The organism is Rhizobium sp. S163 (assembly GCF_030380805.1).
In the GTDB taxonomy this organism is placed as follows: Bacteria; Pseudomonadota; Alphaproteobacteria; order Rhizobiales; family Rhizobiaceae; genus Rhizobium.
Genome location: NZ_JAUDSA010000018.1, coordinates 819458 through 842657, shown reverse-complemented (window position 1 = coordinate 842657; position 23200 = coordinate 819458). Strand labels below are relative to the sequence as shown.

Sequence of the window (23200 nt, the reverse complement as noted above, 5' to 3'; positions counted from 1 at the left end):
CGTCTCGACCAAGTCGCAGAGGTCGATTATATTGGCGGCATGGACAAGGATCAGGTGATAGCGATCATTCGCAAGCATGAGACCGAACTGCGGGCAGCAGGCGCGGAGCATGTCTCGCTGTTCGGGTCAGTGGCGCGCGGCGAAGCGACTGACGAGTCTGACCTTGACGTGCTTGTCAAATTCTCCGAGCCCGTGATCCAGTCCGGCTTTGGCTATTTCAGCGCGCTTGAAAATCTGCGGCTGCTGATCAGCAGAATCACGGGCGCGCCTAGCGTCGATATAGTCGCGGAACCATTGGGCAAGGAACGGTTCAAGCGTAACGTGGAACGGGACCGCGCCGTTGCCTACTAAGCGCCCTCTCATCCGTATGCGCGACATCGTCGAGAACGGCCAAGCCATTCTTAGATACTCGCACGGAATGGAACTTGGGGACTATGTTCGCAACAACCTGGTAAAGGATGCTTGCGAACGGTGCTTTTCACGGCTTTCGGAAGCATCAGTAAAGCTTGGTCCGCTTGCTGAAGAGCTATTCCCCTCACATAATTGGAACGGCATCCGGAATTTCGGCAACATCCTGCGCCATGACTATCCTGATGTACTAGACGATGTGCTTTGGGCCGCTATTAGCCAGCATCTACCGCGATTGCTTGCCGAGCTCGAAACATTCCTGGCGAAGTATCCTGACGACCAGGAAACGCTTTAGAAAGGCCCCCCATGTCCTTCTTCCCCGGCAAAGACCCTCTCCCCGGCGATGCCTTTGCCTGCGACGCCATCGAGAACCTGATCATCCCGCGCACCAGCGATATCGGCGGGTTTCAGGTCAGGCGGGCGCTGCCAACACGGCAGCGGCGGCTGGTGGGGCCGTTTATCTTTTTTGATCGGATGGGCCCCGCGATCTTGAAGCCTGATGAGGCGCTCGATGTGAAGCCGCATCCGCATATCGGGTTGTCGACGGTCACCTATCTGTTCGATGGCGAGATCCGCCATCTCGACAGCCTCGGAACCGAGAAGGTAATCCGGCCCGGCGATATCAACCTGATGACGGCGGGGCGTGGTATCGTGCATTCGGAGCGCACGCCCGACAATCTGCGCGGCCATCCGCTCCTGATGTCCGGGCTGCAGACGTGGCTGGCGCTGCCCGATGACAAGGAGGAGATCGATCCCTCCTTCGCGCATACGGAAAAGAGCGCAATGCCCGTGATCGACGAGCGCGGGGTGCGTGGGCGGGTTGTCATCGGTGCGTTCGAGGGCATGACTTCGCCGGTCAACGTGCTTTCCGACACGCTCTATGCCGATATCAATCTCGATGCCGGCGCGAAGTTCCCGTTCGGCGCCGCGCATGAGGAGCGGGCGATCTATGTGCTGTCTGGCGAAGTCTTGATCGCGGGCGACCGATTCGCGGCCGACCAGCTGCTGGTGTTCCGTCCGGGTGACGCAATCACGCTCGAGGGTGGCGCCCAAGGCTGTCATCTCATGCTGTTCGGCGGGGCGGCGCTGAACTCGAAGCGCTACATCTGGTGGAACTTCGTTTCGTCGTCGAAAGAGCGGATCGAAAAGGCCAAGGAGGAGTGGCGCACCGGCCGTTTCGACATCGTTCCGGGGGATGAAGAGGAATTCGTCCCTTTGCCGGAGTAGCGTTCTCCTCTAGAAAGGATCCTTGCGGTTCTTGAAATCGACTTCTTTCACCGCAACTTATGGCCTAAAGGCTATGTGCCCCAAAACGCCTGGAAAAGACGACAAGAACAAGAACGACAAGAAAGAGTGCCTCCCGTGACACAACCGCCGAAGACGCCGCTGCTGGACAAGGTCATTTATCCGGCCGACCTCCGTAAGCTGGAGGATCGCGACCTGCCGCAGCTTGCGCGCGAGGTGCGCGACGAGATGATCGACGCGGTATCCAAGACGGGCGGACATCTGGGCGCCGGCCTCGGCGTGGTCGAACTGACGATCGCCATCCACAATGTCTTCAACACGCCTGACGACAAACTGATCTTCGATGTCGGGCACCAGTGTTATCCGCACAAGATCCTAACCGGCCGGCGCGACCGCATTCGCACGCTGCGCCAGGAAGGCGGGCTCTCGGGCTTCACCCGCCGCGCGGAGAGCGAATACGATCCATTCGGCGCCGCACACTCCTCGACCTCGATCTCGGCCGGCCTCGGCATGGCGGTGGCGGCGGACTTGTCCGGCTCGAAGCGCAATGTCATCGCGGTGATCGGCGACGGCGCAATGTCGGCCGGCATGGCCTATGAGGCGCTGAACAATGCCGGCGCGCTCGATGCGCGGCTGATTGTCATCCTCAACGACAACGACATGTCGATCGCGCCGCCGACGGGCGCCATGAGCGCCTATCTGGCGCGCCTGGCCTCGGGCCGCACCTATATGGGCATGCGCGAGGTCGGCAAGAAACTGACGAGCTATCTCGGCAAATCGGTCGATCGCGCCATTACCCGCGCCGTCGAGCATGCGCGCGGCTACGTGACCGGCGGCACCATGTTCGAGGAGATGGGCTTTTATCATATCGGCCCGATCGACGGTCATTCCTTCGAGCACCTGCTGCCAGTGCTGCGCAATGTGCGCGACAATGCGCATGGGCCGGTGCTGATCCATGTGGTGACGCAGAAGGGCAAGGGCTACGCACCCGCGGAAGCCGCCGCCGACAAGTATCACGGCGTCAACAAGTTCGATGTCATCACCGGCGCGCAGGCGAAGGTGAAGCCGAACGCGCCGAGCTACACCAATGTGTTTGCCGAAGCGCTGGTGCAGGAAGCCGAGCTCGACGACAAGATCGTCGGCATCACCGCCGCCATGCCGAGCGGCACGGGTCTGGACAAGCTGGCAAGCGTGTTTCCGTCACGCTGTTTCGATGTCGGCATTGCCGAGCAGCATGCCGTGACCTTCGCCGCCGGGCTTGCCGCCGAGGGCTACAAGCCGTTCACCGCACTCTATTCGACCTTCCTGCAGCGCGCCTTCGACCAGGTGGTGCACGACGTGGCGATCCAGGGCCTGCCGGTGCGCTTCCCGATCGACCGCGCCGGCTTCGTCGGCGCCGACGGCCCGACGCATGCGGGCTCGTTCGACACGACCTTCCTCGCGACACTGCCGGGCTTCGTCGTCATGGCCGCCGCCGACGAGGCGGAGCTGAAGCACATGGTGCGCACGGCAGCCGCCTATGACGCAGGCCCGATCTCCTTCCGCTATCCGCGCGGTGAAGGCGTGGGCGTCGAGATGCCGGTTCGCGGCGAAATCCTGCAGATCGGCAAGGGCCGCATCGTCAAGGAAGGCACCAAGGTGGCGCTGCTCTCCTTCGGCACGCGATTGGCCGACTGCATGCTGGCCGCCGAAGACCTCGATGCCGCAGGGCTTTCGACCACGGTTGCCGATGCGCGCTTCGCCAAGCCGCTCGACCACGACCTGATCCGCCAGCTGGCGCGTCACCACGAAATGCTGATCACGGTTGAAGAAGGTGCCGTCGGCGGCTTCGGCAGCCATGTGCTGCAGTTCTTGGCGACCGAGGGCCTGCTCGACAACGGGCTGAAGGTTCGCTCGCTCGTGATGCCCGATCTCTGGGTGGAGCAGGCGAAGCCCGAGGTGATGAACGCGCAGGCCGGGCTCGACCGGGCCGGGATTGTCGGCACCGTGTTCAAGGCGCTTGGGCGGCCGGCGGCTGTTGGGTTTGCTGGGTAAGTGGGCGTCGAGTTTGTATTGGCGGGGTGAATGAACGCTCGGCCCCTGGGAATTTCCATACGCTAGCTCTGCGCAAGAATTACCCCCCTCTGCCCTGCCGGGCATCTCCCCCACAGGTGGGGAGATTGGCTGGGCTTGGCCGCTGGTTCTTACCTCAACATCTGGCGAAAACCTAACCGCGAGTCGATCTCCCCCCTTGTGGGGGAGATGTCCGGCAGGACAGAGGGGGGTGTCACAATCTCAAACGCCCACGACCCTGGTCTCGCCTAGCCCTCGCCTCGCCCCCCCCCCCAAACCTCCCCCTCACAACCCGGCATTGGCCGTCGGGCGCACGACGATGTCGTTGACATCGACATCGGCGGGCTGGCCGATGGCGTAGAGGATGGCGCGGGCGATGGCGTCGGGTTTCAGTGCAACGGCGCGGTAGGCGACCATGGCTTCGGCGGCGAAGGGTTCGGTGATGGTGTCGGCGAGTTCGGATTCGACCACGCCGGGATAGATGCAGGTGACGCGCAGGATCTTGTTTTCCTGACGCAGGCCATCGGAGATCGCCCGCACCGCGTACTTCGTCGCGCAATAGACCGCCGCTGTCGGCGAGACGGCGAGGCCGCCGACGGAGGAGACGTTGATGATCTGGCCGGATTGTTGGGCGTTCATGACGGGCAGCACCGCGGCGATTCCATAGAGCACGCCCTTGATGTTGACGTCGATCATCCGGTCCCATTCCTCGACCTTCAACGAGGACATCAGCGACAGCGGCATGACGCCGGCATTGTTGACGAGGACGTCGACGCGGCCGAACTCGGCAACAGCGGCGTCGACGAAGGCCTGCATGTCGGCGCGCTCGGTGACATCGAGCGCTTTCGAGATCACGACACCGCCAGCGGCACGGATTTCCTCGCTCAAAGCGTCCAAACGGTCGGTTCTGCGCGCGCCGATGACCAGCTTTGCGCCGGCGCGGCCCAATTCGCGGGCGGTGGCGGCGCCGATGCCGCTGCTGGCGCCAGTGATCAGCACTACCTTGTTCTTCATATCGGTCATGTCTTGCTCCTCAAGCGATCTGTTGACCGACACAGGATCGCGCCGACAAGACTTGTTGCGGTAGACGGCTTTTCCGGAATTCTTGCACGATCCTCCGAAATGGGATGATGGTCTCTTGGCAAAGCGCGCGAGACGTCCGATGCTGGCGCCATGGAAACAATTACCGATCTTGCCGCCCTGATCGATCGCCATGCCGGCACTGATGGAAACTTCGACACCGCGCTGCCGCGCGTCGGCGTTATACGATCCTCGGCGACCACCGAGCCGCTGCATACGCTCTACAAGCCCTCCTGCTGCATCGTGGCGCAGGGGCGCAAGCGAGCGACGATCGGCGATACCAGTTATATCTACGATGCCGCGCATTATCTCGTGGTTGGCGTCGACCTGCCTGTCATCGGCGCGGTGATCGAGGCGAGCCCTGAGGCGCCCTATCTCTGCCTGCGGCTGGAGTTCGACCGCACGCTTCTGAACGAGATGATCGCGGGATCACCTGCGCGCGACGAAAGCCCGGCGGCAGCGCGGGTGAGCGGGACGACGCCACGGCTGATCGACGCGGCGGCGCGTCTGCTTGGTCTGCTCGATGCGCCCGAGGATGCGTCGGTTCTGGCGCCGCTTGTCGAGCGGGAGATTTTGCATCGGCTGATCTCGGGACCGCAGGGCGGGCTGATCCGGCAGATCGCCAGCGGCGAGAGCCGGCTGAACCAGATCGGCCGGGCGGTGGATTATGTCTGCCGCAATTTCGGCAGCCCGTTCGCGATCGAGGAACTGGCGGATATTGCCGGCATGAGCTCGTCATCCTTCTACGAGCATTTTCGGGCGGCGATGGCGATGAGCCCGCTGCAGTTTCGCACCCAGATCCGCCTGCAGGAGGCGCGGCGGCTGATGATCGTCGAGGGCATGACGGCGGCCGAGGCGGGGTTTCGCGTCGGATATGACAGCCCATCGCAGTTCAACCGCGATTATGTCCGCGTGCACAAGGAGACGCCGAAGCGGGATGTGGCGCGGATGCGCACGTCTCCGAACTTTGCCGGATACTAGGAAGCGGCGGGCGGCAGAAGGAAGAGTGTCAGGCCGAATATGGCGTAGACGGCGAGCGCCAGCACGCCGACATACCAGGCGCCGCGCCCGCCATTGGAGAGCAGTGCGGCCGCCATCATGGCGAGGAACATCATAGCCACCGCGCCCGGCCAGAACTGCAGCGACATCGGCTCAGGGCCGATGAAATAGCTGACGATGACGAGAACGGGAGCGACGAAGAGCGCGATCTGCGAGGCGCTGCCAAGCGCGATGCCGACGCTGAGGTCGAGCCGGTTGGCGCGGGCGGCCGAGAAGGCCGCGGTCATTTCCGCCGCCGCCCCCACGAGCGCCACGACGATGAAGCCGACAAAGGCTGGCGTCATACCCATCTTCTCGGCCGCCGCCTGCACTGAGCCGACGAAGACCTCGCTGATCAGCGCCACGAAAAGCGTCACCACGACGAGGATGATAATGCTGGTCGAAAGCCCCCAGCCGCCGTGGTGCTCTTCGGCCTCGCCGACGCTGGCGAAGAGTTCGCGGTGGGTCTTCAGCGAGAACAGCATGCCCATCGCGTAGACGGCGATCAGGATCACGGCGAGGCCGAGGCTGAGCGCCTGCACCATCTCCGGGCCCTGATCGGCACGGCTGACCAGCGAGGGCACGAACAGCGCGACGGTGGCGAGAAAGAGCAGCGACGCCTGGAAGCGGGCGCTGACGCGATTGAACTCCTGCAGGTGATGCCTGAGGCCGCCGAGCAGGAAGGAGCCGCCGAGCATGAACAGCGTGTTGGTGACGATGGCGCCGGCGATCGAGGCCTTGACCAGCAGATATTGCCCGGCCTGCAGGGCAGCGAGCGATATGACGAGTTCGGTGAGATTGCCGAGCGTGGCGTTCAACAGGCCGCCGACGGCGTCGCCCGTGCGGGCGGAGACGGCTTCGGTCGCGCGGCTGAGCAGGGCCGCGAGCGGGATGATGGCGAGCACGGAGAGGATGAAGAGCAGCGTGTGCGCCTCGGGTGCCGCCATATCGGTCAGGATGACGACGGGCACGAAGACGAGGAGTGCGAGGAGCGGTGCGGCGCGCAGCTCGGCCATTGTTGCCGCGACCAGCCCTGAGGGGCCATGTTTGCGCTGAACGTTCTGCACGGCGGGCTCCATCCGGATTTTCGCGCGGATGAGCATAGGGGCTTGGTCGTCGGCCTGCATTGCGTGTGATCAACGCTGCGCCGATATGGCTGCCTTTCCCCCGAAGGATTGATCCTGCGCAATGCGGAACGTGACGTGCCTGCTAGTTTGGCCGGGATGAAAGCGAGGGGTGTGGTTGGAATGCAGTCAGGAGCGGCGATCGGAGTGCGGTACATGGTTGTGCCGGGCCGCCTTGGGCTTGTCGACGTCATCGACCGGGCGACGGGCTTGCCTGTCAATGCAGGGGTGACGGCTGTCCTGCTTGAGCCGCGCGAAGCGAGGGAACTTGTGCGTTGGCTGTTGCGTCGCGCGCATGCCGAGGGCGACGACGCTGGCGAGCGTTCATCGCGCGCCGCTTGAAGCGTGCTGTTCTGCCGGCTCGCGCGTGGGCGCAACGAAGCCGAGATTGTCGCGCAATATTGATATTGACCCACATCCGCTGGAGGTCCGGTGCCCGTCAATTTTCTTCTCGCCACCGCGCTGATCGCGGCCACAGTCGCCATACAGGCCATATTCATGGAGATCGGGCTTCGCGCCATCCGGCACGCTGAGCCCGGATATCTCGGCCGCCACGCCACGATCGCGACGGTCGCCTGGGTTAGCTATCTGCTGATCCCGATCGGTCTCGATATTTGCCTCTGGGCGCTTCTCTACTATCTGATCGGCGCGCTGCCATCGCTTGACGACGCCATCTATTTTTCCACCGCCACCTTCACGACGGTCGGCTATGGCGATGTCGTGCTTGGCAAGGAGTGGCGGCAGATTTCGGCGTTCGAGGCGGTCAACGGCTGGATCATCTTCGGCTGGGCGACGGCGCTGATCATGGCGGTGATCCAGCGCCTGTATTTCCGGGACGGCAAGGCGAACGACGCGTGACGTGTCAGCTTCGCGAGGTCATGAAGACGCCGACCAGCGTGACGCCGAGACCGACGAACATCGTCAGCGTCAGCGGCTCGGAGAACAGCGCCCAGGCCCAGAGCATGGTGACCGGTGGGCTCAGATAGATCGCGGCGCTGACCTTGGCGACCGGGAAGAGCCGCAGGCTGGTGTAATAGACCGAATAGGCGGCGAAGGTGGCGATCAGCACCAGCCAGACCATGCCGATGGCAAAATTCTCAGTCATCGGCGGCGCGATGTCGCCCTGCATCAGGGCGCAGATACCGAAGAGCACGGAGCCGGTCAGCGTGTGGATGCAGAGGCTTTGATGCACAGGCATGTGGCCGACGCGGCGGCGCTTGTGGAGCACCGAGGCGAGCGCGAAGATCAGCATCGAGCCGACAGTCAATCCGTAAGCCCAGAGCGGCGCCGAGCCGAAGCTCAGGCTATCGAGCGAGACGATCAGCACGCCGGCCACGGCGATCGCCGTGCCCAGCCACTGCCGGCCGCTCAGGCGTTCGCCGAGCACCGGCTGCGACAGGGTGGCGATGGCGAGCGGCAGCAGGTCCGAGATCAGCGCCACGAGGCCGGTGGGCACGCGCTGCTCGATCGCCAGCGCGAAACCGCCGAGATAGAGGAAGACCGACATGACGCCGAACCACATTTGCCCGACGATCGCCTTCCACTGCATGCGCGGGCCGATGGTCAGGGCGAAGGGCAGCAGGATCAGGCCGGACAGCAGCGTGCGCCAGAAGAGCACCAGCACGACGCTTGCTTCCTCGCTGGCGTAGCGGATGCCGACGAAGCCGGAGCTCCAGCCGATGATCAGCAATGTGGCCATCACCGGCCATAGAAGGCGATGCTGCTGCTTGGTCGTGGCGGTCAGTGCGTGGTCCGTCATCGGTCATCCCTGTCATGCGTCTCACCGAGGGCATAAGCTATTGGCTGCGGACGGGCACATGACAAATTTCGATTACGGCATGACTTTCAAGCGAAAACAGTCATGGAAGTTTGCAAACGCTGGCTCAACATTGCATGCTATCGCCGGCAGGCAACGAAGAGACCGAGACGAAATGAGCGACCTGAACAACCGGCGGCTGGAGATCGACGCCTTGCGCGCCATCTGGGCGATCCGCCACCACGGCGGCATCACGCGCGCGGCGGAAGCGCTCGGCCTGTCGCAATCGGCCGTCAGCCACAAGATCAAGCGGCTGGAAACGAGCCTCGGCTGCGAACTCCTGAACCGCAAGGCCGGCGCCACCGCCTTCACCACCGAGGGCGAGGAGCTGCTGGATTATGCCGGCCGCATTCTCGGCCTGCACGACGAGGCGCTGCTCAGCCTGTCGAAGACGACGCTGGCCGGGCGGATCGCGCTCGGGCTGACGGAGGATACGACCTGCTCGGCGCTCGCCCATATTCTCGGCCGCTTCCGCCGGCTGCATCCCGATGTTTCCGTGCGCACGCAGGTGCGGATGAGTCTGGTCCTGAGAGCGATGCTTGAGCAGGGCGAGCTCGATGCGGCGATCGTGCAGGTGTTCGCGCACGAGGTGCGCCCGACCGATGTCATCCTGTTTCGCGAAACGCTGCACTGGGTGAAGCATCCGAGCCTACTCCTCCCGCAGACGGCGTCCGTGCCCTTCCTCTCCTTCCACGACGATTGCTTCTACCGCCACTGGGCGCTCGATATCGGGCAAGATGGCGGGATCATTCTGGAGACGGTATTCGAATGCGCTAGTGCCGCGGGCATTATCGCCGCCGTCAGTTCGGGTATGGGGGTGGCACTGCTCAATGAGCGGCATCTCCGGCCGGAGATGCAGATCATCACCGACCGCTTCCCCGTGCCGCCCGATCTCGTCTATGTGGTCCGTCGCGGCCGCAAGGTGCGCAACGCGGCACTTGATACGCTGGTGGCGGAGATCGAAAGCGAGATCAGCCGCTATGGCGGGCTGGCGCTGGCTAGCTGAGGTTTTCGGCCAGCTGAGGTCCTGAACGCGAAAGGGGCCGCGTCATGCGCAGCCCCTTCCCTTTCCTGTCGATGATCGGGCGTTCGATCAGAACTCCGACCATTCTTCCTTGACCGCCGCGGCACTTGCGCCGCCGCCACCGAAGGCGCGGGCAACGCTGCGCTTCAGCGCGTTGGCCGGCGAGGCGACCGGGCGCGAGGCCGGGGTGGCGGTTGCCGCGCGCGGTGCGGCGCGGTCGTTACCGAGGTTGAACTGGCGCAGCAGATCGTCCAGCGCCATGGCTTCCTGGGCGAGCGAGTGGCTGGCGGCCGTCTGTTCCTCGACCATGGCGGCGTTCTGCTGGGTGCCCTGGTCCATGTTGTTGACGGCGGTGTTGATCTCCTGCAGGCCGATCGACTGTTCGCGCGTGGCGGTGACGATGGCGCCGACATGGCGGTTGATCTCCTGCACGGCGCCGACGATTTCGGACAGCGCCTTGCCGGTTTCGCCGACCAGCGAGACGCCGGAATTGACCTGCGTGCCAGACGTGTTGATCAGCGCCTTGATTTCCTTGGCGGCATTGGCGGAGCGCTGGGCGAGCTCGCGCACTTCCTGAGCGACGACCGCGAAGCCCTTGCCGGCTTCACCGGCGCGTGCGGCCTCGACGCCGGCGTTCAGCGCCAGCAGGTTGGTCTGGAATGCGATGTCGTCGATGACACCGATGATGTTGGAGATCTCGCCCGAGGACTTCTCGATTTCCTGCATGGCGGTGACGGCCTTGCGGACAACCTCGCCGGAGCGCTCGGCGCCGAGACGGGTGCGCTCGACGAGCTGGCCGACATCCTCGGCGCGCTTGGCGCTGTCGCGGACCGTGGTGGTGACTTCTTCGAGGGCTGCTGCCGTTTCCTCGACGGCTGCGGCCTGCTGCTCGGTGCGGCGGGCCAGATCGTCGGCTGCGGTGCGGATTTCGCCGGCGCCGGCATTGATGGCAGACGCATTGTGGCCAACCGACTGCAGGGCTGCCTGCAGCTTCTCGACGGCGTGGTTGAAGTCGTTGCGCAGGCGGTCGAACTGCGGCGCAAACGCGGTGGTGATGCGGATCGCGACATTGCCGTTGGCAAGGCCGGAGAGACCGTCGGCGAGGTTGTCGATAGCGAAGCGCAGTTCGCTTTCCTCGCGCGCCTTCTGCTCGTCGCCCATCTGGCGCTGGCGCTCGGCATCTCCACGCATGCGGTCGGTTTCGCCGGCAAGGCGCAGCTTCTCGATCGCCGCGTTCTTGAACACCAGCACCGATTGCGCCATGCGGCCGACTTCGTCCTGGCGATCGAGCGCGGGAACGTCGATATCGTTCTGGCCACCGGCCAGACGGCCCATGGCGGAGGTCATGCCGACGATCGGGCGAACGATGCTGCGCGACAGCATCCAGGCAAGCACGACGGCGGCGAGTGCCGCGAAGATGCCGCCGAAGAGCAACGTCATGTTGAGTGTTGCGCTGGCATCGGCCTTGATGGCGGAAAGCGCTGCGGATTCATCACGCGCGGCCTGCTTGATCTTGGCAGAGGCCTGGCGGAAGCCGTCGAGCTGGCCCTTGGTTTCGTTGACGCCGATCTTGACGATCTGGTCGATCGGCATGTCGGTTTCCTTGCGCGCCTTGCTTTGCGGCACGGCAAGCTGGTTGAAATAGAGGTCGGCGGCCTTCTGCATGGCGTCGATCTGGCTCACGAACTCGGTCTTGCCCGCAGCCGTCTGCTTGGCGGCGGCAATGGCATTCAGCATGCGGTCGCGGTTGTTGAAGAGATCGCCATAGGTGCTGTCGCTCTTGAAGAGCAGGAAGCCGCGCAGGTTTACGGCCTGCTCGAGCATGGCCTGCAGCGCGTCGTCGATCTGGTTGACCAGCAGCTCCGACCGCTTTTCCTCGATGGCAGCTTCCGCCACGGCGCCGGCCTTCGAATAGACGAAGGCGGAGACGGATACAAAGATGAGAATGAGAGCCGCGAAGGTCGCGGCGAGCTTACCGTTCAGGGACATGTTTCTAGCAAACATCAGTCGGTCTTTCCTGGGCGCCTGGCGCCATGGCAAATCGGGCACGCGTCAGCGCGTGCGGGGAAACTATCAACGAAGGAAAACATGATCGGCGGTGGAATTTCGGGCCATCATGGCGGACGCGGTTTTCGGCCGCTGCAATCGACGGCGACACTAGCCACGGAAAATTTAAAATTGTTTAAGTCGGCGCGGCAACTGGTCGCAGTTTATTGGCTGCAGGCGCTGAATTCTCGGGGATTCAACCCGTTTGACGTCTCGTCATTACACGCCATCATAGCGCAGGTTGTAGGTCTCTTTTCGCTTGGCTAGAGACCGCTAATTTTCCCATTGCTGTCGACGGGTGAGCGGGCATGGCCGATCCATGTGACATCAGAGGACTACAGCGACGGCGGAGGCAATCAACAAAAGGCTTGCAACTGATGGCATTGCCCGGCATGGACAGGCCATGTCCGATCAAAATACACAACGCATCGACCAGCTCCTCGTCAGCCTGGGTCTTTTTGCCAGCCGTTCGCGCGCCCGCGACGCGGTCAGCCGTGGCACCGTCAAGGTCGACGGCAAGGTCGTCACCAAGGCCGGCGCCGTCTTCGGCGAGGATGTCTCGATCGAGATCGATGATCCCGCGCAGGAATATGTGTCGCGCGCGGCGCTGAAGCTTGCGGCAGCACTCGATCACTTCAAGCTCCATCCTTCCGGCCATCACTGTCTCGATGTCGGCGCCTCCACCGGCGGCTTTACCGAAGTGCTGCTCGAACGGGGCGCCGCGCACGTGACCGCGATCGACGTCGGCCATGGCCAGATGCACCCGCGGCTTGCCGAAAACCCCGATGTGACCAATATCGAGGGCCTGAACGCGCGCAATCTGGAGGCCGAGGATGTCGGCCATCCCCTCACCTTCATCGTCTCCGACGTTTCCTTCATCACGCTGAAGCTGGCGCTGGCGCCGGCGCTCGATCTCGCTGAACCGGGTGCTACCGCCGTATTGCTGGTCAAGCCGCAGTTCGAGGCCGGGCGCGAGGCGATCGGCAAGGGCGGCATGCTGAAGGACCCTTCGACCGCACCGGCCGTCGCCGCCGAACTGGAGCGCTGGTTCGTCGAGGACATGGGCTGGAGCAGCCTCGGGCTGATCCCCTCGCCGATCTCGGGCGGGGACGGAAACCAGGAATATCTACTCGCAGGAACCAAGCCGTGAGCACTGAAACAGTCACCATCCAGAAGCTCGGCGCCCAGGGCGACGGCATCGCCAACGGCACTGATGGCCCCGTCTACGTGCCCTTCACGCTGCCGGGCGAGACGGTCGCCATTGCGCGCGTCAAGAGCCAGGGCACGGTGATGTCGATCACCACGCCCTCGCCGGATCGGCAGGAGCCGCACTGTCGGCACTTCGGCCCCGATGGCGTCAACGGCACCTGCGGCGGCTGCACGCTGCAGCACGCAGGCGATGCGATCTATCGCGGCTTCAAGCGGCAGCTGGTCATCGATGCGCTGAAGTCCAAGGGACTGACGCCCGAGGTTGGCGAGCTTGTCGTCGCTCATCCCGGCGAGCGCCGCCGCGTGACATTCGCGGCGCGCAAGACCGAGAAAGAAATGCTCATCGGCTTCAACCAGGCTGAAAGCCATCACCTCGTCAATATCGAGGAATGTCCCATCTCGTCGGCAAGCCTCATCGCGCGGCTGCCGGCGATCAAGGCGATTGGCGCGGCACTTGCCGTCAACGCCGAGGCGTTTCGCATCACCGTGCTAGAAACGGCGACCGGCCTCGACATCGCCGCCGACGGCCTGAAGAAACTGTCGGACCAGCAGCGGCGCAAGGCGACCGAGACGGTGCTCTCGATGCGCGGGATCGCGCGCGTCTCCGTCAATGGCGAGATCCTGATCGAGCCGGTGAAGCCGATGCTCGATTTCGGCGGCGTCCAGGTCTCGCCACCGGCGGGAAGCTTCACGCAGGCGACCAAGCCGGCGGAAGAAGCGATGGCCGAGCTGGTGCTTGCCCATGCCGGCAAATCCAAGCGTATCGCCGACCTCTTCGCCGGTACGGGCACCTTCTCGCTCAGGCTGGCGCGGATCGGCCGGGTGCATGCGGTGGAAAGCGAAGACAAGCCGCTTGCGGCACTCGACCACGCCGCGCGCAACACGCAGGGGACCAAACCCGTCAGCGTCGAGCGCCGCGACCTGTTTCGCCGGCCGCTGATGACCTCCGAACTGAAGGTCTACGATGCCGTCGTCTTCGACCCGCCGCGCGCTGGCGCAGAATTCCAGTGCAAGGAGCTTGCCCGCTCCACGGTGAAGAAGATCGCCGCCGTCAGCTGCAACCCGCTGACGCTGGCCCGCGACCTCGCCATTCTCATCGAGGGCGGCTATCGCATCACCTCGGTGACGCCGATCGACCAGTTCTTGTGGACCTCGCATGTCGAGGTGGTGGCGACACTGGAGAAGTAAACCCGGCGCGCCCGACTACCGGATAGAGCTTAGCTGGCGGTCCGCAACAGGCCGCCGGCGAGATGTTTGAAGGCATCGACGACCTTTTCCAGAACCGCATGCGGATCATCGGCCGCGGCGATCCAGAGCGCTGCGTTGAGCGCCGCACCGTTGATCAGCCGGGCAGCGGCCTCGGCATCCACGGGCTTGACGATGCCGTCCGCAATCAGCGCCTCGATGGTCTCAGTGCTTGTGCGCAGGCAGGCGGTCTGGTTCGGCCATTGCGAGGGATCGCCGAGCACGGCGGGACCATCGAGCAGCATGATCCGTTGGATCTCGGGCTCGAGCGCCATCTCGATATAGGCGATGCCTTCGTTGATAAAACCTTCCCAGGGTGTCTTCCCTTTGGCCTGCGCGGCGCGCTGGCGGACCAGCATCTCGGCGTCGATCTGGTCGATGACGGCCTGCAGCAGCCCCTTCTTGTCGCCGAAATTGTGATAGAGCGCGCCGCGTGTCAGCCCCGCTTCGGCGGTGAAATCATCCATCGACGAGGCGGCGTAACCCTTTGTGGCAAAAGCCTTTCGGCCGGCCGCGATGAGCTTTGCCCTCGTTTCCTCGACCATCTGCGCGCGCGTTCTCGCCGTCACCCTCGTCTCCGTAAATTAGCATACGCGACGTATGCGCATTGACATACGTCGCGTATGCTTCCTATATTCACATACGGGGCGTATATCACTCTCGCCCTTGATCGTGAAGAGCAGAGATCCAGGTGACTGAAAAGCAACGTGTCGCGCCATTTGGCGTGACGGCGGACGCTTGGGCTTTGCCTTGTTGAAACAGGAGCATGACATGACCAAACGCGACGCAATCTTCCCCGCCGGCCGACAGGCGCTTTATGAGATCAACAGCTATTCGGCCGCGATCCGCTCCGGCGATCTCCTCTTCGTTTCCGGCCAAGTGGGCAGCCGCGAGGATGGATCGCCCGAGCCGGAATTCTCGAAACAAGTGCAACGCGCCTTCGACAATCTCGCGGCCGTGCTGAAGGCCGCCGGCGCCGGCTTCGACGACATCATCGACGTCACCAGTTTTCATACCGATCCCGAAAACCAGTTCGCGACGGTCAACGACGTTCGGCTGAAGGTGTTCAGCGATAAGCCCTATCCGAACTGGACGGCTGTCGGCGTCAACTGGCTGGCGGGCTTCGATTTCGAGATCAAGGTGATCGCCCGCATCCCCTCCCCCGCTGCAGTATAACGCAGCCTAGCGAATAAGGTTGACTAGGAAACCTCGTTATGGTAGTTTACTAGTTAACCAACGAGGCACCCGTGACCGAAACCATCTCCGACATCGGAGCGCATCTCGGCTATTGGCTGCGGACGGTATCGAATGCCGTGTCGCAGAGTTTCGCGCTCAACGTGGAAGCGGAAGGCGTGACGGTGGCGGAGTGGGTGTTTCTGCGCATGCTTTACGACGTCGAGAGCATTGCGCCCTCGCAACTGGCCGAGCGCATGGGCATGACCAAGGGAGCGATCTCCAAGCTTGCCGATCGACTGGTCGAGAAGAACCTGGTGAGCCGCGACGCCAAGCCGGATGGCAAGCGCGGGCAGACGCTGATGCTCAAGCCTGCGGCCCGCGAGCTGGTGCCACGGCTGGCGGAACTGGCGGACCGAAACGACGCGATGTTTTTCGGCGGGCTTTCGCCTGAGGAGCGCGGGGAACTTGAGCGGCTGTTGCGGCTGATCGCGCGGGAGCGTGGTCTCAGCGACATCCCGGTCAGCTAGGGCCAGCGAGCTTCGATTTCAGTTTCAAGAGAGGAGAGCGCCATGAACGCGCAACAGACGACCATTGCCCAGACCTGCCTTGATGGCGCTTATGACGGGACGATGAGCTTTCCCGAGATCGTCGGAACGCTGATCGGTTCCGGCTTCGAGGGCTATACCGTCGATTATCGCCTGAACACGACGACCTACTTCCTGCCTGATGGCGACAGCGTAGTGCTCGACAACCGCCCGGTGGAGGATATGGTCGCGCTCGCCTTCGACGCGGAAGGCGTTGGCGCGCAGGTCAGATGGGCGCAGGCGAACCCGCCCGATTACAGCTACGGCGCCTTTTGCAAAAATGTGAAGGCAATGGGTTGCGCCGGCTACATGGTGTCGTTTCCCGGCCGCCGCGTGCTCTACTTCGGTCGCACCGCCGAAACGCATGTCGAGCATTTCCCGTCGTGAACAAATGCGCGTGTATCGTCGATAGAAAATCAAAGCATATTTTCATATGCTGAAGATGGATGATCTATAAATTCATCTATGATAAATAATCTGCGTGTATCAATGGATAATACACGGAGGATAATATGTTTGTTATTTCCATTGATGATCATGGCGACGAACGGAATTTCCTGGCGACATCCTTCAATATTGACAGGGGCGTCGTGATTGCCACGATATGCGGCATGAAGCGCAAATTCGATGCTGCCGATGTCATCGATATTCTACCGGTGGAGCCGCTTTCGGCCCGCAACAACCGTTTCATCGCGGAGCAGCCCGAGCGTCAGCGGATGCACGGATAACGGGTTTCCCCGATCTTTCCAAGTCCATAAAAGAACGCCCGCGACATGCGCGGGCGTTTTGTCGTTTATGTCACCGATCGATCAGGCGGCGGCGTAGCGGCGCGCCATGCTGCGATTGCCGGGCTGCAGGTTGAACTGGCCGAGCAGGTGCATCAGCTTGGCGGCTTCCTGGGCGAGACCGTGACTTGCGGCCGTCTGCTCCTCGACCATGGCGGCGTTCTGCTGGGTGCCTTGATCCATGGTGTTCACTGCGGTGTTGATCTCGGCCAGGCCGGTCGACTGTTCGCGGGTGGCGGTGACGATCGCGTCGACATGGCGGCTGATGTCCTGCACCTGGCCGACGATCGTCTCCAGCGACTTGCCGGTTTCGCCGACGAGGCTGACACCGGAACGCACCTGGGCGTTGGAGGCCGAGATCAGGGTCTCGATCTCCTTGGCGGCTGTAGCCGAGCGCTGCGCGAGCTCGCGCACTTCCTGGGCGACGACGGCAAAACCCTTGCCGGCCTCGCCAGCGCGAGCGGCTTCGACGCCTGCGTTGAGCGCCAGGAGATTGGTCTGGAAGGCGATGTCGTCGATGACGCTGATGATGTTGGCGATCTTCTGCGAGGATTGCTCGATCTCGGTCATGGCGGAGACGGCCTTGCGGACGATGTTGCCGGACTCCTCTGCACCGCCGCGGGTGCGCGACACGAGGCTGCCGGCTTCCTCGGCGCGGCGGGCGGTGTCCTTCACCGTGGTGGTGATCTCTTCAAGTGCCGCAGCCGTTTCCTCGATCGAGGCGGCCTGCTGCTCGGTGCGGCGCGCAAGGCCATCGGCGGCGTTGCGGATTTCGCCGGCACCGGCATCGATCGCATGCGCATTGTGGCCGACCTCTTCCAGCGCTTCGCTGAGCTTGGCGACCGAGGCGTTGAAATCGCTGCGGAGGCGATCGAGGTGATCGGCGAAAGGCTGCTCGATGCGATGGGCGAGATCGCCTTCCGACAGGGCGCCAAGGGCACCGGCAAGCGCTTCGACGGCATGACTGATCTCGGCCGCCTCGCGCGCCTTGACGGCTTCGTTGCGGGCGCGCTCGTCGCGGGCGTGGGCGCGATTGTCCTCGGCGCTGCGTTCGAGATCGAGGCGGGCGAAAGCGTTGTCGCGGAAGACGGAAACGGCGGCGGCCATGTCGCCGATCTCGTCATGGCGGTTGGTATAGGGCACGGCGGCTTCGATATCGCCATTCGCAAGGCCTGCCATGCGCGAGGCGATCGTCGTGATCGGGCGCGAGATGCGCTTCCAGGCGAGATAGGCGGCGGCGATGGCGGCAACGAGCGCGACGGCAAGACCGGCGACGATCGAGACCGTGCCGGCGTAATAGTTGCCGGCGGCCGAGACGAGGCCGGCATCGGTCGACTGACGGTCTTTGGCGATCATGCCGTCGATCAGCGTCTGGATATTGTTGGCCGACATGGACAGCTCGCCGCGATAGAGCGAATTGGCCTGGCTGCGCTTGTTGTCGAGCGCCAGCGCGATGATCTTGTCGGCGACGGCGGCGTCGTTAGCGAGCGCCTTCTGCAGCCGCGCGAAGTTCTGGCTCATGTAGTCGCTCTTCGGCTGCTTTTCGAAGGCATCGATGGCGCCCGCCAGCCGCTGGCGGCGGGTCTTCAGCGTGGTCTCGGCATTGCGGAAATCGGTCTTGCCGGAGGCGAGCAGATAGTCGGCGTAGCTGCGGCGCACATCGTTCAGCGTCGTGACGATGGCGTGCAGGCGCTCGGTGTTCGGGATGTTTTGGGCGCCGATCTCCCGTGTATTGGCTTCGAGACTGGTGAGCGCGACAGCGGCGATGGCGCCCTGCACGAGGGAAATGGCGACGAGGGACAGAAAGAGCACCGGTAGCAGCGTCTTGATCTTCATTTTGAACATAGCATTGTCTCGAATGCGGCCGACCGACATGCCTCAGCGATCGGGGGGTCGATCCGCTGGCGTCTGCGCCTTTGATTGTGCCGGAAAAGGGGCCGGGCGCTCATGCCCGTGCTGCGTCATGCATTGCCGATCACTAAACAAGGCAATTGGTAAAATTTGATTAAAAGTAATACTTTTTGAACATTCGGGCCGCAGCGCCACAATGAAAGAGCCGCTCACGCTGGGCGTGGCGGCTCATTTTGTTCGAACATCTCGTCAGCGGTCGGTGGCCCTGCGCTGACCGCCGATATCAGGCGGCAACACGCATTTTCGCAGGGGCGTCCCGGCGCTGGCGGAAGGTTGCGGCCAGGTCGTTCAGGACACCGGCCTGCTCCGACAGACCGTGCACGGCGGCGGCGGTTTCCTCGACGATGGCGGCATTCTGCTGTGTGGCGCCGTCCATCTGGTTGATCGCCGCGTTGATCTGCAAGAGGCCTGACGATTGTTCGCGGGCGGAATCGGCGATTGTCGTTGCCAGCTGCGAGATGTGCGAGAGGTGGCCGATGATATCGCCCAGCGCCTTGCCGGAATCGCTCACCAGCGCGACACCGCGTTCGACCTGCGTGCCCGAATTGACGATCAGCGTCTTGATCTCCTTCGCTGCCTTGGCGGAACGCTGCGCGAGTTCGCGCACTTCCTGGGCAACGACGGCGAAACCGCGACCGGCCTCGCCCGCGCGCGCCGCCTCGACGCCGGCGTTCAAGGCGAGAAGATTGGTCTGGAAGGCGATCTCGTCGATCACGCCGATGATCTGGTTGATCGCCTTCGAGGACTGGGCGATCTCATCGATCGCGGCGACGGTCTGGTTGGAGATCTTTTCCGATTCCTCGGCGTCCTGTTTGGCCTTGGCCGAGAAACTGGCGGCGGTGGCGGCACTTTCGGCGGTGCTGGCGACGGCAGCCGTCATCTGGTTCAGGGCAGCAGCGGTTTCCTCGACGCTGGCGGCCTGATTTTCGGTGCGGCGCGCCGTATCATCGGTGGCCCGGCTGAGTTCGGCGGTGGTGGCGCGGATGGTTTCAGCGTTTACGGCGAGCTTTCCGAGGATGCCAGCCAGCTGATCGACGGTGCCGTTGAAGTCCTGGCGCAGCCCTTCGTATTCATTCGGGAAGCGATTATCCAGAAGACAGTTGAGGTCGCCAGCGGCGAGCTTTCTCAGAGACGACGCAAGGGTGCGCACGACTTCCGCCTGCTCGGCGGCCTTGGCCTCATCGCGCTTGCGGGCTTCGGCTTCCTGACGGCGCATCTTCACCACGTCGCGAATGTCCTGCCAGAAGACGACCTGCGCGTTGCGGCCGGCGATATTGGCCTGGAGGATCGTTGCCAGAACCGGCAGCGGCGTGCCATCGAGGCGCTGGTGATCCCATTCGAAACGCGCCATGCCGTTTTTCTTGATCTCGGCGAAAATGGCGACGGCGGCTTCGCTGGTCGGGCGGCCATCCGATTGCACGGCAGGTGAAAGCTTGGCCGGGTGGATGCCGATGATCTTGTCTCGCGGCAAGTCGAGCATCACCTCCATCGCATGGTTGCAATCGACGATGCGCTCATCTTCCAGTACGTAATACGCATCCGGCGAGCGCATGAAAATAAAATCAGAGATTTCCTGTCTGAAAGACACTGCACTTTTAAATAGTTTCACAGCATTATCCTCGTTTTGGCGCGAGAATTGATGCGGTACGTTAAATTGTAGTAAATTTTTACTTTCGCAAATTCACCCGCCAAAAAGCATAAATTCATACTATTGGAGACTGGGTTCCCGCAGCCTCAACGGCGCATGAAAGCTTCGAATGCGGCGCGGGCTTCGGCACTTTGCAGGCGGGCGGCGAAGTGGCGGGCTTCCTCGTCGATGCGGGCGATGATCTGTTCGCGGTCGCCGCGGATGAGATCGCGCGAAAGGCGCAAAGCCTCGGGCGGTTTGGCGGCGAGCTTTGCGGCGAGGCTGAGCGTCTCCGTCTCGACCTGATGCGGCTCCACGACCTTGAAGACCAGGCCGGCATCCTTCGCCTGTTCGCCGGAGAAGGGTTCGCCGGCGGCAAGCATGGCAAAGGCGCGCTGGGCGCCCATGATGCGCGGCGCGAGCAGGCTTGAGGCAGCTTCCGGCACCAGGGCGAGATCGACGAAGGGGGTGCGGAACTGGCTGCGGGCGGAGGCGACCGTCAGGTCGCAATGCAGATGCATGGTGGTGCCGATGCCGATCGCCAGGCCATCGACGCCCGAGACGATGGGCTTTGCCGAGCGCACCAGCGCATAGAGGAAATCAATCACCTCGCGCGGCATGCCGCCGCCCATTGCCACAGCCAGGAAGTCGCCGAGATCGTTGCCAGCGGAAAAGCAGCCCTCGGTGCCGAGGAAGGCCGTGGCGCGGATGTCGGGGTTGCTATCGGCCGCGGTCAGCGCCTCGGTCATGACGGAATACATGGCGCGGGTGATGGCGTTCTTCTTTTCCGGGCGGTTGAAGCGGATGATCTGGACGCCGGGATGGGTCTCGGGGCGCTCGACGAGAATGTGGTCGGTCATATCGGGTCCCTCAGGCGAAAATGGATCTGGCGGCGGCGAGGCTTGCGGCGCCGTTGACGACGCTGTTCTTCAGCGCCGTGGTCTCGGCCAGCAGGTTTTCGGCGGCGAAGCGGCAGAGCGCGATGCGATCGGCGGCCTTGCCATCGTCAGCATCGGCGAGAGCACCCTTGGCGAGATAGCAGCCGGTCAGCGTCAGGCCGAACAGGCGCTGATAGGGCGTGGCTCCGGCCAAGGCGTCGGTCGCATTGCCGGCCGCCAGTTGCGCCAGGAGCCAGTCGGTCGCCTCCTGGAGATCGGTGATGGCGGCGTTGAGGCGGTTTGCGGTGGCGCCGAAGTTTTCGGCATTCGAGGCACCGACGCGGTCGGCGATTTCCTGCAGTTCGGCGATCAGGCTTTTCACCTCGCCGCCATCGGATAGCGGCAGCTTGCGGGTGACGAGGTCGATCGCCTGGATGCCGTTGGTGCCTTCGTAGATCGGGGCGATGCGCGCGTCCCTGAGATAGCGCGCGGCGCCGGTTTCCTCGATGAAGCCCATGCCGCCATGCACCTGGATGCCGAGCGAGGCGACGTCGACGCCGATATCGGTGGCGAAGGACTTGGCGACCGGGGTCAGCAGGGCGGCACGCTCCTGCCAGTGTCTTTTGTCATCGCCGGCGCGGTGCGCCATGTCGGCGGCGTGGGCGCAGCTATAGGCGATGGCGCGGGTGCCCTGGGTCAGCGCCTTCATGGTGAGCAGCATTCTGATGACATCGGGATGCTCGATGATCGGGCTCATGGCCCCTGTTTGGCCTGCTCCCGTCCAGCCGGGCGCCTTGCCCTGAGTGCGCTCGCGGGCATAGGCGACGGCCTTCTGCGTCGCGGCTTCGGCAATCGCGACGCCCTGCATGCCGACCGCGAGACGGGCATTGTTCATCATCGTGAACATGCAGGCGAGGCCCTTGTTTTCCTCGCCGACCAGCCAGCCAATGGCGCCCTTCTCCGCACCGAAGCGGCCGTCGCCATAGATCATCGTGCAGGTGGGCGAGCCGTGGATGCCGAGCTTGTGCTCCAGCGCGTGGCAGAAGAGATCGTTGCGGGCGCCGAGCGAGCCGTCTTCGTTGACCAGGAATTTGGGCACCAGGAACAGCGAGATGCCGCGCGTACCAGCGGGCGCATCCGGCAGGCGGGCGAGCACAAGGTGGATGATGTTGTCGGCGGCGTCGTGTTCGCCCCAGGTGATGAAGATCTTCTGGCCAAAGATGCGGTAGCTGCCGTCGTCGCGGCGTTCGGCGCGGGCTTTGAGCACGCCGAGATCGGAGCCTGCATGCGGTTCCGTCAGGTTCATCGTGCCGGTCCATTCGCCCGAGACGAGTTTCGGTAGATAGGTCGCCTTCAGCGCGTCGCTGCCGTGGGCGGTGATGGCCTCGATGGCGCCCATCGTCAGCGTCGGGCAGAGCGCGAATGCCATGGAGCCGGAGTTCCACATTTCGAGTGCCGCGACATTCAGCATGTGCGGCAGCGCCTGGCCGCCGAAGTCTTCGGATGCCGTCAGGCCGTTCCAGCCGCCTGATATCCAGTTGCGGTAGAGATCGCGCCAGCCATCCGGCGTCGTGACCTTGCCGTCCGATATGCGCGCGCCCTGGCGATCACCGATCTCGGCGAGCGGGGCGATCTCGTCGGATGCGAAGCGGCCGGCTTCATGAAGGATCGCATCGACCAGATCCTCGCCGAGATCGCCAAGCAGGCCGTCGTCGATCGCCTGGGCGAGACCGGCCACGTGCTTCAGGGTGAATGCGATCTCCTCGACGGGCGCCTTGTACATGCTGCTCTCCTCGTAAGCCTGATGGCGCGGGATAGCTCTCCCCTACCCGCTGCCTCCGACGGCAGAGCTAATTGATTTTTACGTAAACGTCAATTTTAAACTTGCGGGCATCATTGTCATGAAACTGTGGTGTCGCTGTCATAGGGAGGCATCGCTTGAAAGGGTCTTG

Annotated in this window: 23 protein-coding genes; 14 read left to right on the top strand and 9 right to left on the bottom strand. The window is 63.4% G+C overall.

The window, feature by feature from the left end:
- Positions 1-39 precede the first annotated feature (39 nt).
- The 4 genes from QTL96_RS19695 (at position 40) to dxs (ending at position 3687) form a co-directional block, all read left to right on the top strand.
- A complete protein-coding gene (locus tag QTL96_RS19695; RefSeq protein WP_209189430.1) occupies positions 40-351 on the top strand; it encodes a nucleotidyltransferase domain-containing protein in 312 nt (103 codons plus the stop codon).
- A 16-nt stretch (positions 352-367) separates the two neighbouring features.
- On the top strand, positions 368-703 hold the full coding sequence (locus tag QTL96_RS19690) for a HepT-like ribonuclease domain-containing protein (protein ID WP_289728839.1): 336 nt from the start codon (positions 368-370) through the stop codon (positions 701-703).
- 11 nt (positions 704-714) lie between these two features.
- Positions 715-1635 carry a pirin family protein gene (locus QTL96_RS19685; RefSeq protein WP_289728838.1) on the top strand — a complete coding sequence of 307 codons (921 nt, stop codon included), beginning with the start codon at positions 715-717 and terminating at the stop codon, positions 1633-1635.
- Positions 1636-1770: 135 nt separating this feature from the next.
- A complete protein-coding gene (gene dxs / locus QTL96_RS19680) occupies positions 1771-3687 on the top strand; it encodes a 1-deoxy-D-xylulose-5-phosphate synthase (RefSeq protein ID WP_047508446.1) in 1917 nt (638 codons plus the stop codon).
- Positions 3688-3990: 303 nt separating this feature from the next.
- Here dxs and QTL96_RS19675 read toward each other — a convergent pair whose 3' ends face one another.
- On the bottom strand, positions 3991-4728 hold the full coding sequence (locus QTL96_RS19675; RefSeq protein ID WP_289728837.1) for an SDR family oxidoreductase: 738 nt from the start codon (positions 4726-4728) through the stop codon (positions 3991-3993).
- Positions 4729-4878: 150 nt separating this feature from the next.
- Here QTL96_RS19675 and QTL96_RS19670 point away from each other — a divergent pair, with 150 nt between their 5' ends.
- Positions 4879-5766: an AraC family transcriptional regulator gene (locus tag QTL96_RS19670; protein ID WP_289728836.1), complete on the top strand. Its 888-nt coding sequence runs from the start codon at positions 4879-4881 to the stop codon at positions 5764-5766.
- Here the strand turns inward: QTL96_RS19670 and cax are convergent.
- Positions 5763-6839, bottom strand: a complete 1077-nt coding sequence (cax, locus tag QTL96_RS19665; RefSeq protein ID WP_289729151.1) for a calcium/proton exchanger — start codon at positions 6837-6839, stop codon at positions 5763-5765. The genes QTL96_RS19670 and cax overlap by 4 nt on opposite strands.
- Before the next feature lie 255 nt (positions 6840-7094).
- On the opposite strand from cax, the gene QTL96_RS19660 reads away from it, so the two are divergent.
- Both QTL96_RS19660 and QTL96_RS19655 read left to right on the top strand, forming a co-directional pair.
- Entirely contained in the window at positions 7095-7289 is a 195-nt protein-coding gene (locus QTL96_RS19660) for a hypothetical protein (protein WP_289728835.1), read from the top strand.
- Between the two features lie 90 nt (positions 7290-7379).
- Positions 7380-7805 (top strand): potassium channel family protein, encoded by a 426-nt coding sequence (locus tag QTL96_RS19655; protein WP_289728834.1) that lies wholly within the window; start codon positions 7380-7382, stop codon positions 7803-7805.
- A 4-nt stretch (positions 7806-7809) separates the two neighbouring features.
- On the opposite strand, the gene QTL96_RS19650 is transcribed toward QTL96_RS19655, so the two are convergent.
- Positions 7810-8706 (bottom strand): DMT family transporter, encoded by an 897-nt coding sequence (locus QTL96_RS19650; RefSeq protein ID WP_289728833.1) that lies wholly within the window; start codon positions 8704-8706, stop codon positions 7810-7812.
- 172 nt (positions 8707-8878) lie between these two features.
- On the opposite strand from QTL96_RS19650, the gene QTL96_RS19645 reads away from it, so the two are divergent.
- Positions 8879-9769: a LysR family transcriptional regulator gene (locus QTL96_RS19645; RefSeq protein ID WP_289728832.1), complete on the top strand. Its 891-nt coding sequence runs from the start codon at positions 8879-8881 to the stop codon at positions 9767-9769.
- Positions 9770-9856: 87 nt separating this feature from the next.
- On the opposite strand, the gene QTL96_RS19640 is transcribed toward QTL96_RS19645, so the two are convergent.
- Complete coding sequence (locus QTL96_RS19640) at positions 9857-11791, bottom strand: methyl-accepting chemotaxis protein (RefSeq protein WP_289728831.1); 1935 nt, start codon at positions 11789-11791, stop codon at positions 9857-9859.
- A gap of 445 nt (positions 11792-12236) precedes the next feature.
- Here QTL96_RS19640 and QTL96_RS19635 point away from each other — a divergent pair, with 445 nt between their 5' ends.
- Both QTL96_RS19635 and QTL96_RS19630 read left to right on the top strand, forming a co-directional pair.
- The gene (locus tag QTL96_RS19635; protein ID WP_289728830.1) at positions 12237-12983 is read left to right on the top strand and encodes a TlyA family RNA methyltransferase; all 747 of its coding nucleotides are present in this window, start codon (positions 12237-12239) and stop codon (positions 12981-12983) included.
- Positions 12980-14230 (top strand): class I SAM-dependent RNA methyltransferase, encoded by a 1251-nt coding sequence (locus QTL96_RS19630; RefSeq protein ID WP_289728829.1) that lies wholly within the window; start codon positions 12980-12982, stop codon positions 14228-14230. Before QTL96_RS19635 ends, QTL96_RS19630 begins: the two co-directional genes overlap by 4 nt.
- Positions 14231-14259: 29 nt before the next feature.
- Here QTL96_RS19630 and QTL96_RS19625 read toward each other — a convergent pair whose 3' ends face one another.
- Positions 14260-14832 (bottom strand): TetR/AcrR family transcriptional regulator, encoded by a 573-nt coding sequence (locus tag QTL96_RS19625; protein WP_289729150.1) that lies wholly within the window; start codon positions 14830-14832, stop codon positions 14260-14262.
- A 226-nt stretch (positions 14833-15058) separates the two neighbouring features.
- Here QTL96_RS19625 and QTL96_RS19620 point away from each other — a divergent pair, with 226 nt between their 5' ends.
- The 4 genes from QTL96_RS19620 to QTL96_RS19605 all read left to right on the top strand — a co-directional run bounded on the left by QTL96_RS19620 (position 15059) and on the right by QTL96_RS19605 (position 16775).
- Positions 15059-15463 (top strand): RidA family protein, encoded by a 405-nt coding sequence (locus QTL96_RS19620; RefSeq protein ID WP_289728828.1) that lies wholly within the window; start codon positions 15059-15061, stop codon positions 15461-15463.
- 71 nt (positions 15464-15534) lie between these two features.
- A complete protein-coding gene (locus QTL96_RS19615) occupies positions 15535-15990 on the top strand; it encodes a MarR family transcriptional regulator (protein WP_289728827.1) in 456 nt (151 codons plus the stop codon).
- Positions 15991-16032: 42 nt separating this feature from the next.
- Positions 16033-16434 carry a DUF1398 domain-containing protein gene (locus tag QTL96_RS19610; protein WP_289728826.1) on the top strand — a complete coding sequence of 134 codons (402 nt, stop codon included), beginning with the start codon at positions 16033-16035 and terminating at the stop codon, positions 16432-16434.
- Between the two features lie 125 nt (positions 16435-16559).
- A complete protein-coding gene (locus QTL96_RS19605) occupies positions 16560-16775 on the top strand; it encodes a hypothetical protein (protein WP_018902078.1) in 216 nt (71 codons plus the stop codon).
- 81 nt (positions 16776-16856) lie between these two features.
- Here the strand turns inward: QTL96_RS19605 and QTL96_RS19600 are convergent, their stop codons facing one another.
- The 4 genes from QTL96_RS19600 to QTL96_RS19585 all read right to left on the bottom strand — a co-directional run bounded on the left by QTL96_RS19600 (position 16857) and on the right by QTL96_RS19585 (position 23031).
- Positions 16857-18677 (bottom strand): HAMP domain-containing methyl-accepting chemotaxis protein, encoded by a 1821-nt coding sequence (locus tag QTL96_RS19600; RefSeq protein ID WP_289728825.1) that lies wholly within the window; start codon positions 18675-18677, stop codon positions 16857-16859.
- A gap of 289 nt (positions 18678-18966) precedes the next feature.
- Positions 18967-20352 carry a methyl-accepting chemotaxis protein gene (locus tag QTL96_RS19595; RefSeq protein ID WP_289728824.1) on the bottom strand — a complete coding sequence of 462 codons (1386 nt, stop codon included), beginning with the start codon at positions 20350-20352 and terminating at the stop codon, positions 18967-18969.
- A 125-nt stretch (positions 20353-20477) separates the two neighbouring features.
- Entirely contained in the window at positions 20478-21230 is a 753-nt protein-coding gene (locus QTL96_RS19590; protein ID WP_289728823.1) for a crotonase/enoyl-CoA hydratase family protein, read from the bottom strand.
- A 10-nt stretch (positions 21231-21240) separates the two neighbouring features.
- Positions 21241-23031 (bottom strand): acyl-CoA dehydrogenase, encoded by a 1791-nt coding sequence (locus QTL96_RS19585; RefSeq protein ID WP_289728822.1) that lies wholly within the window; start codon positions 23029-23031, stop codon positions 21241-21243.
- Between the last annotated feature and the right edge of the window lie 169 nt (positions 23032-23200).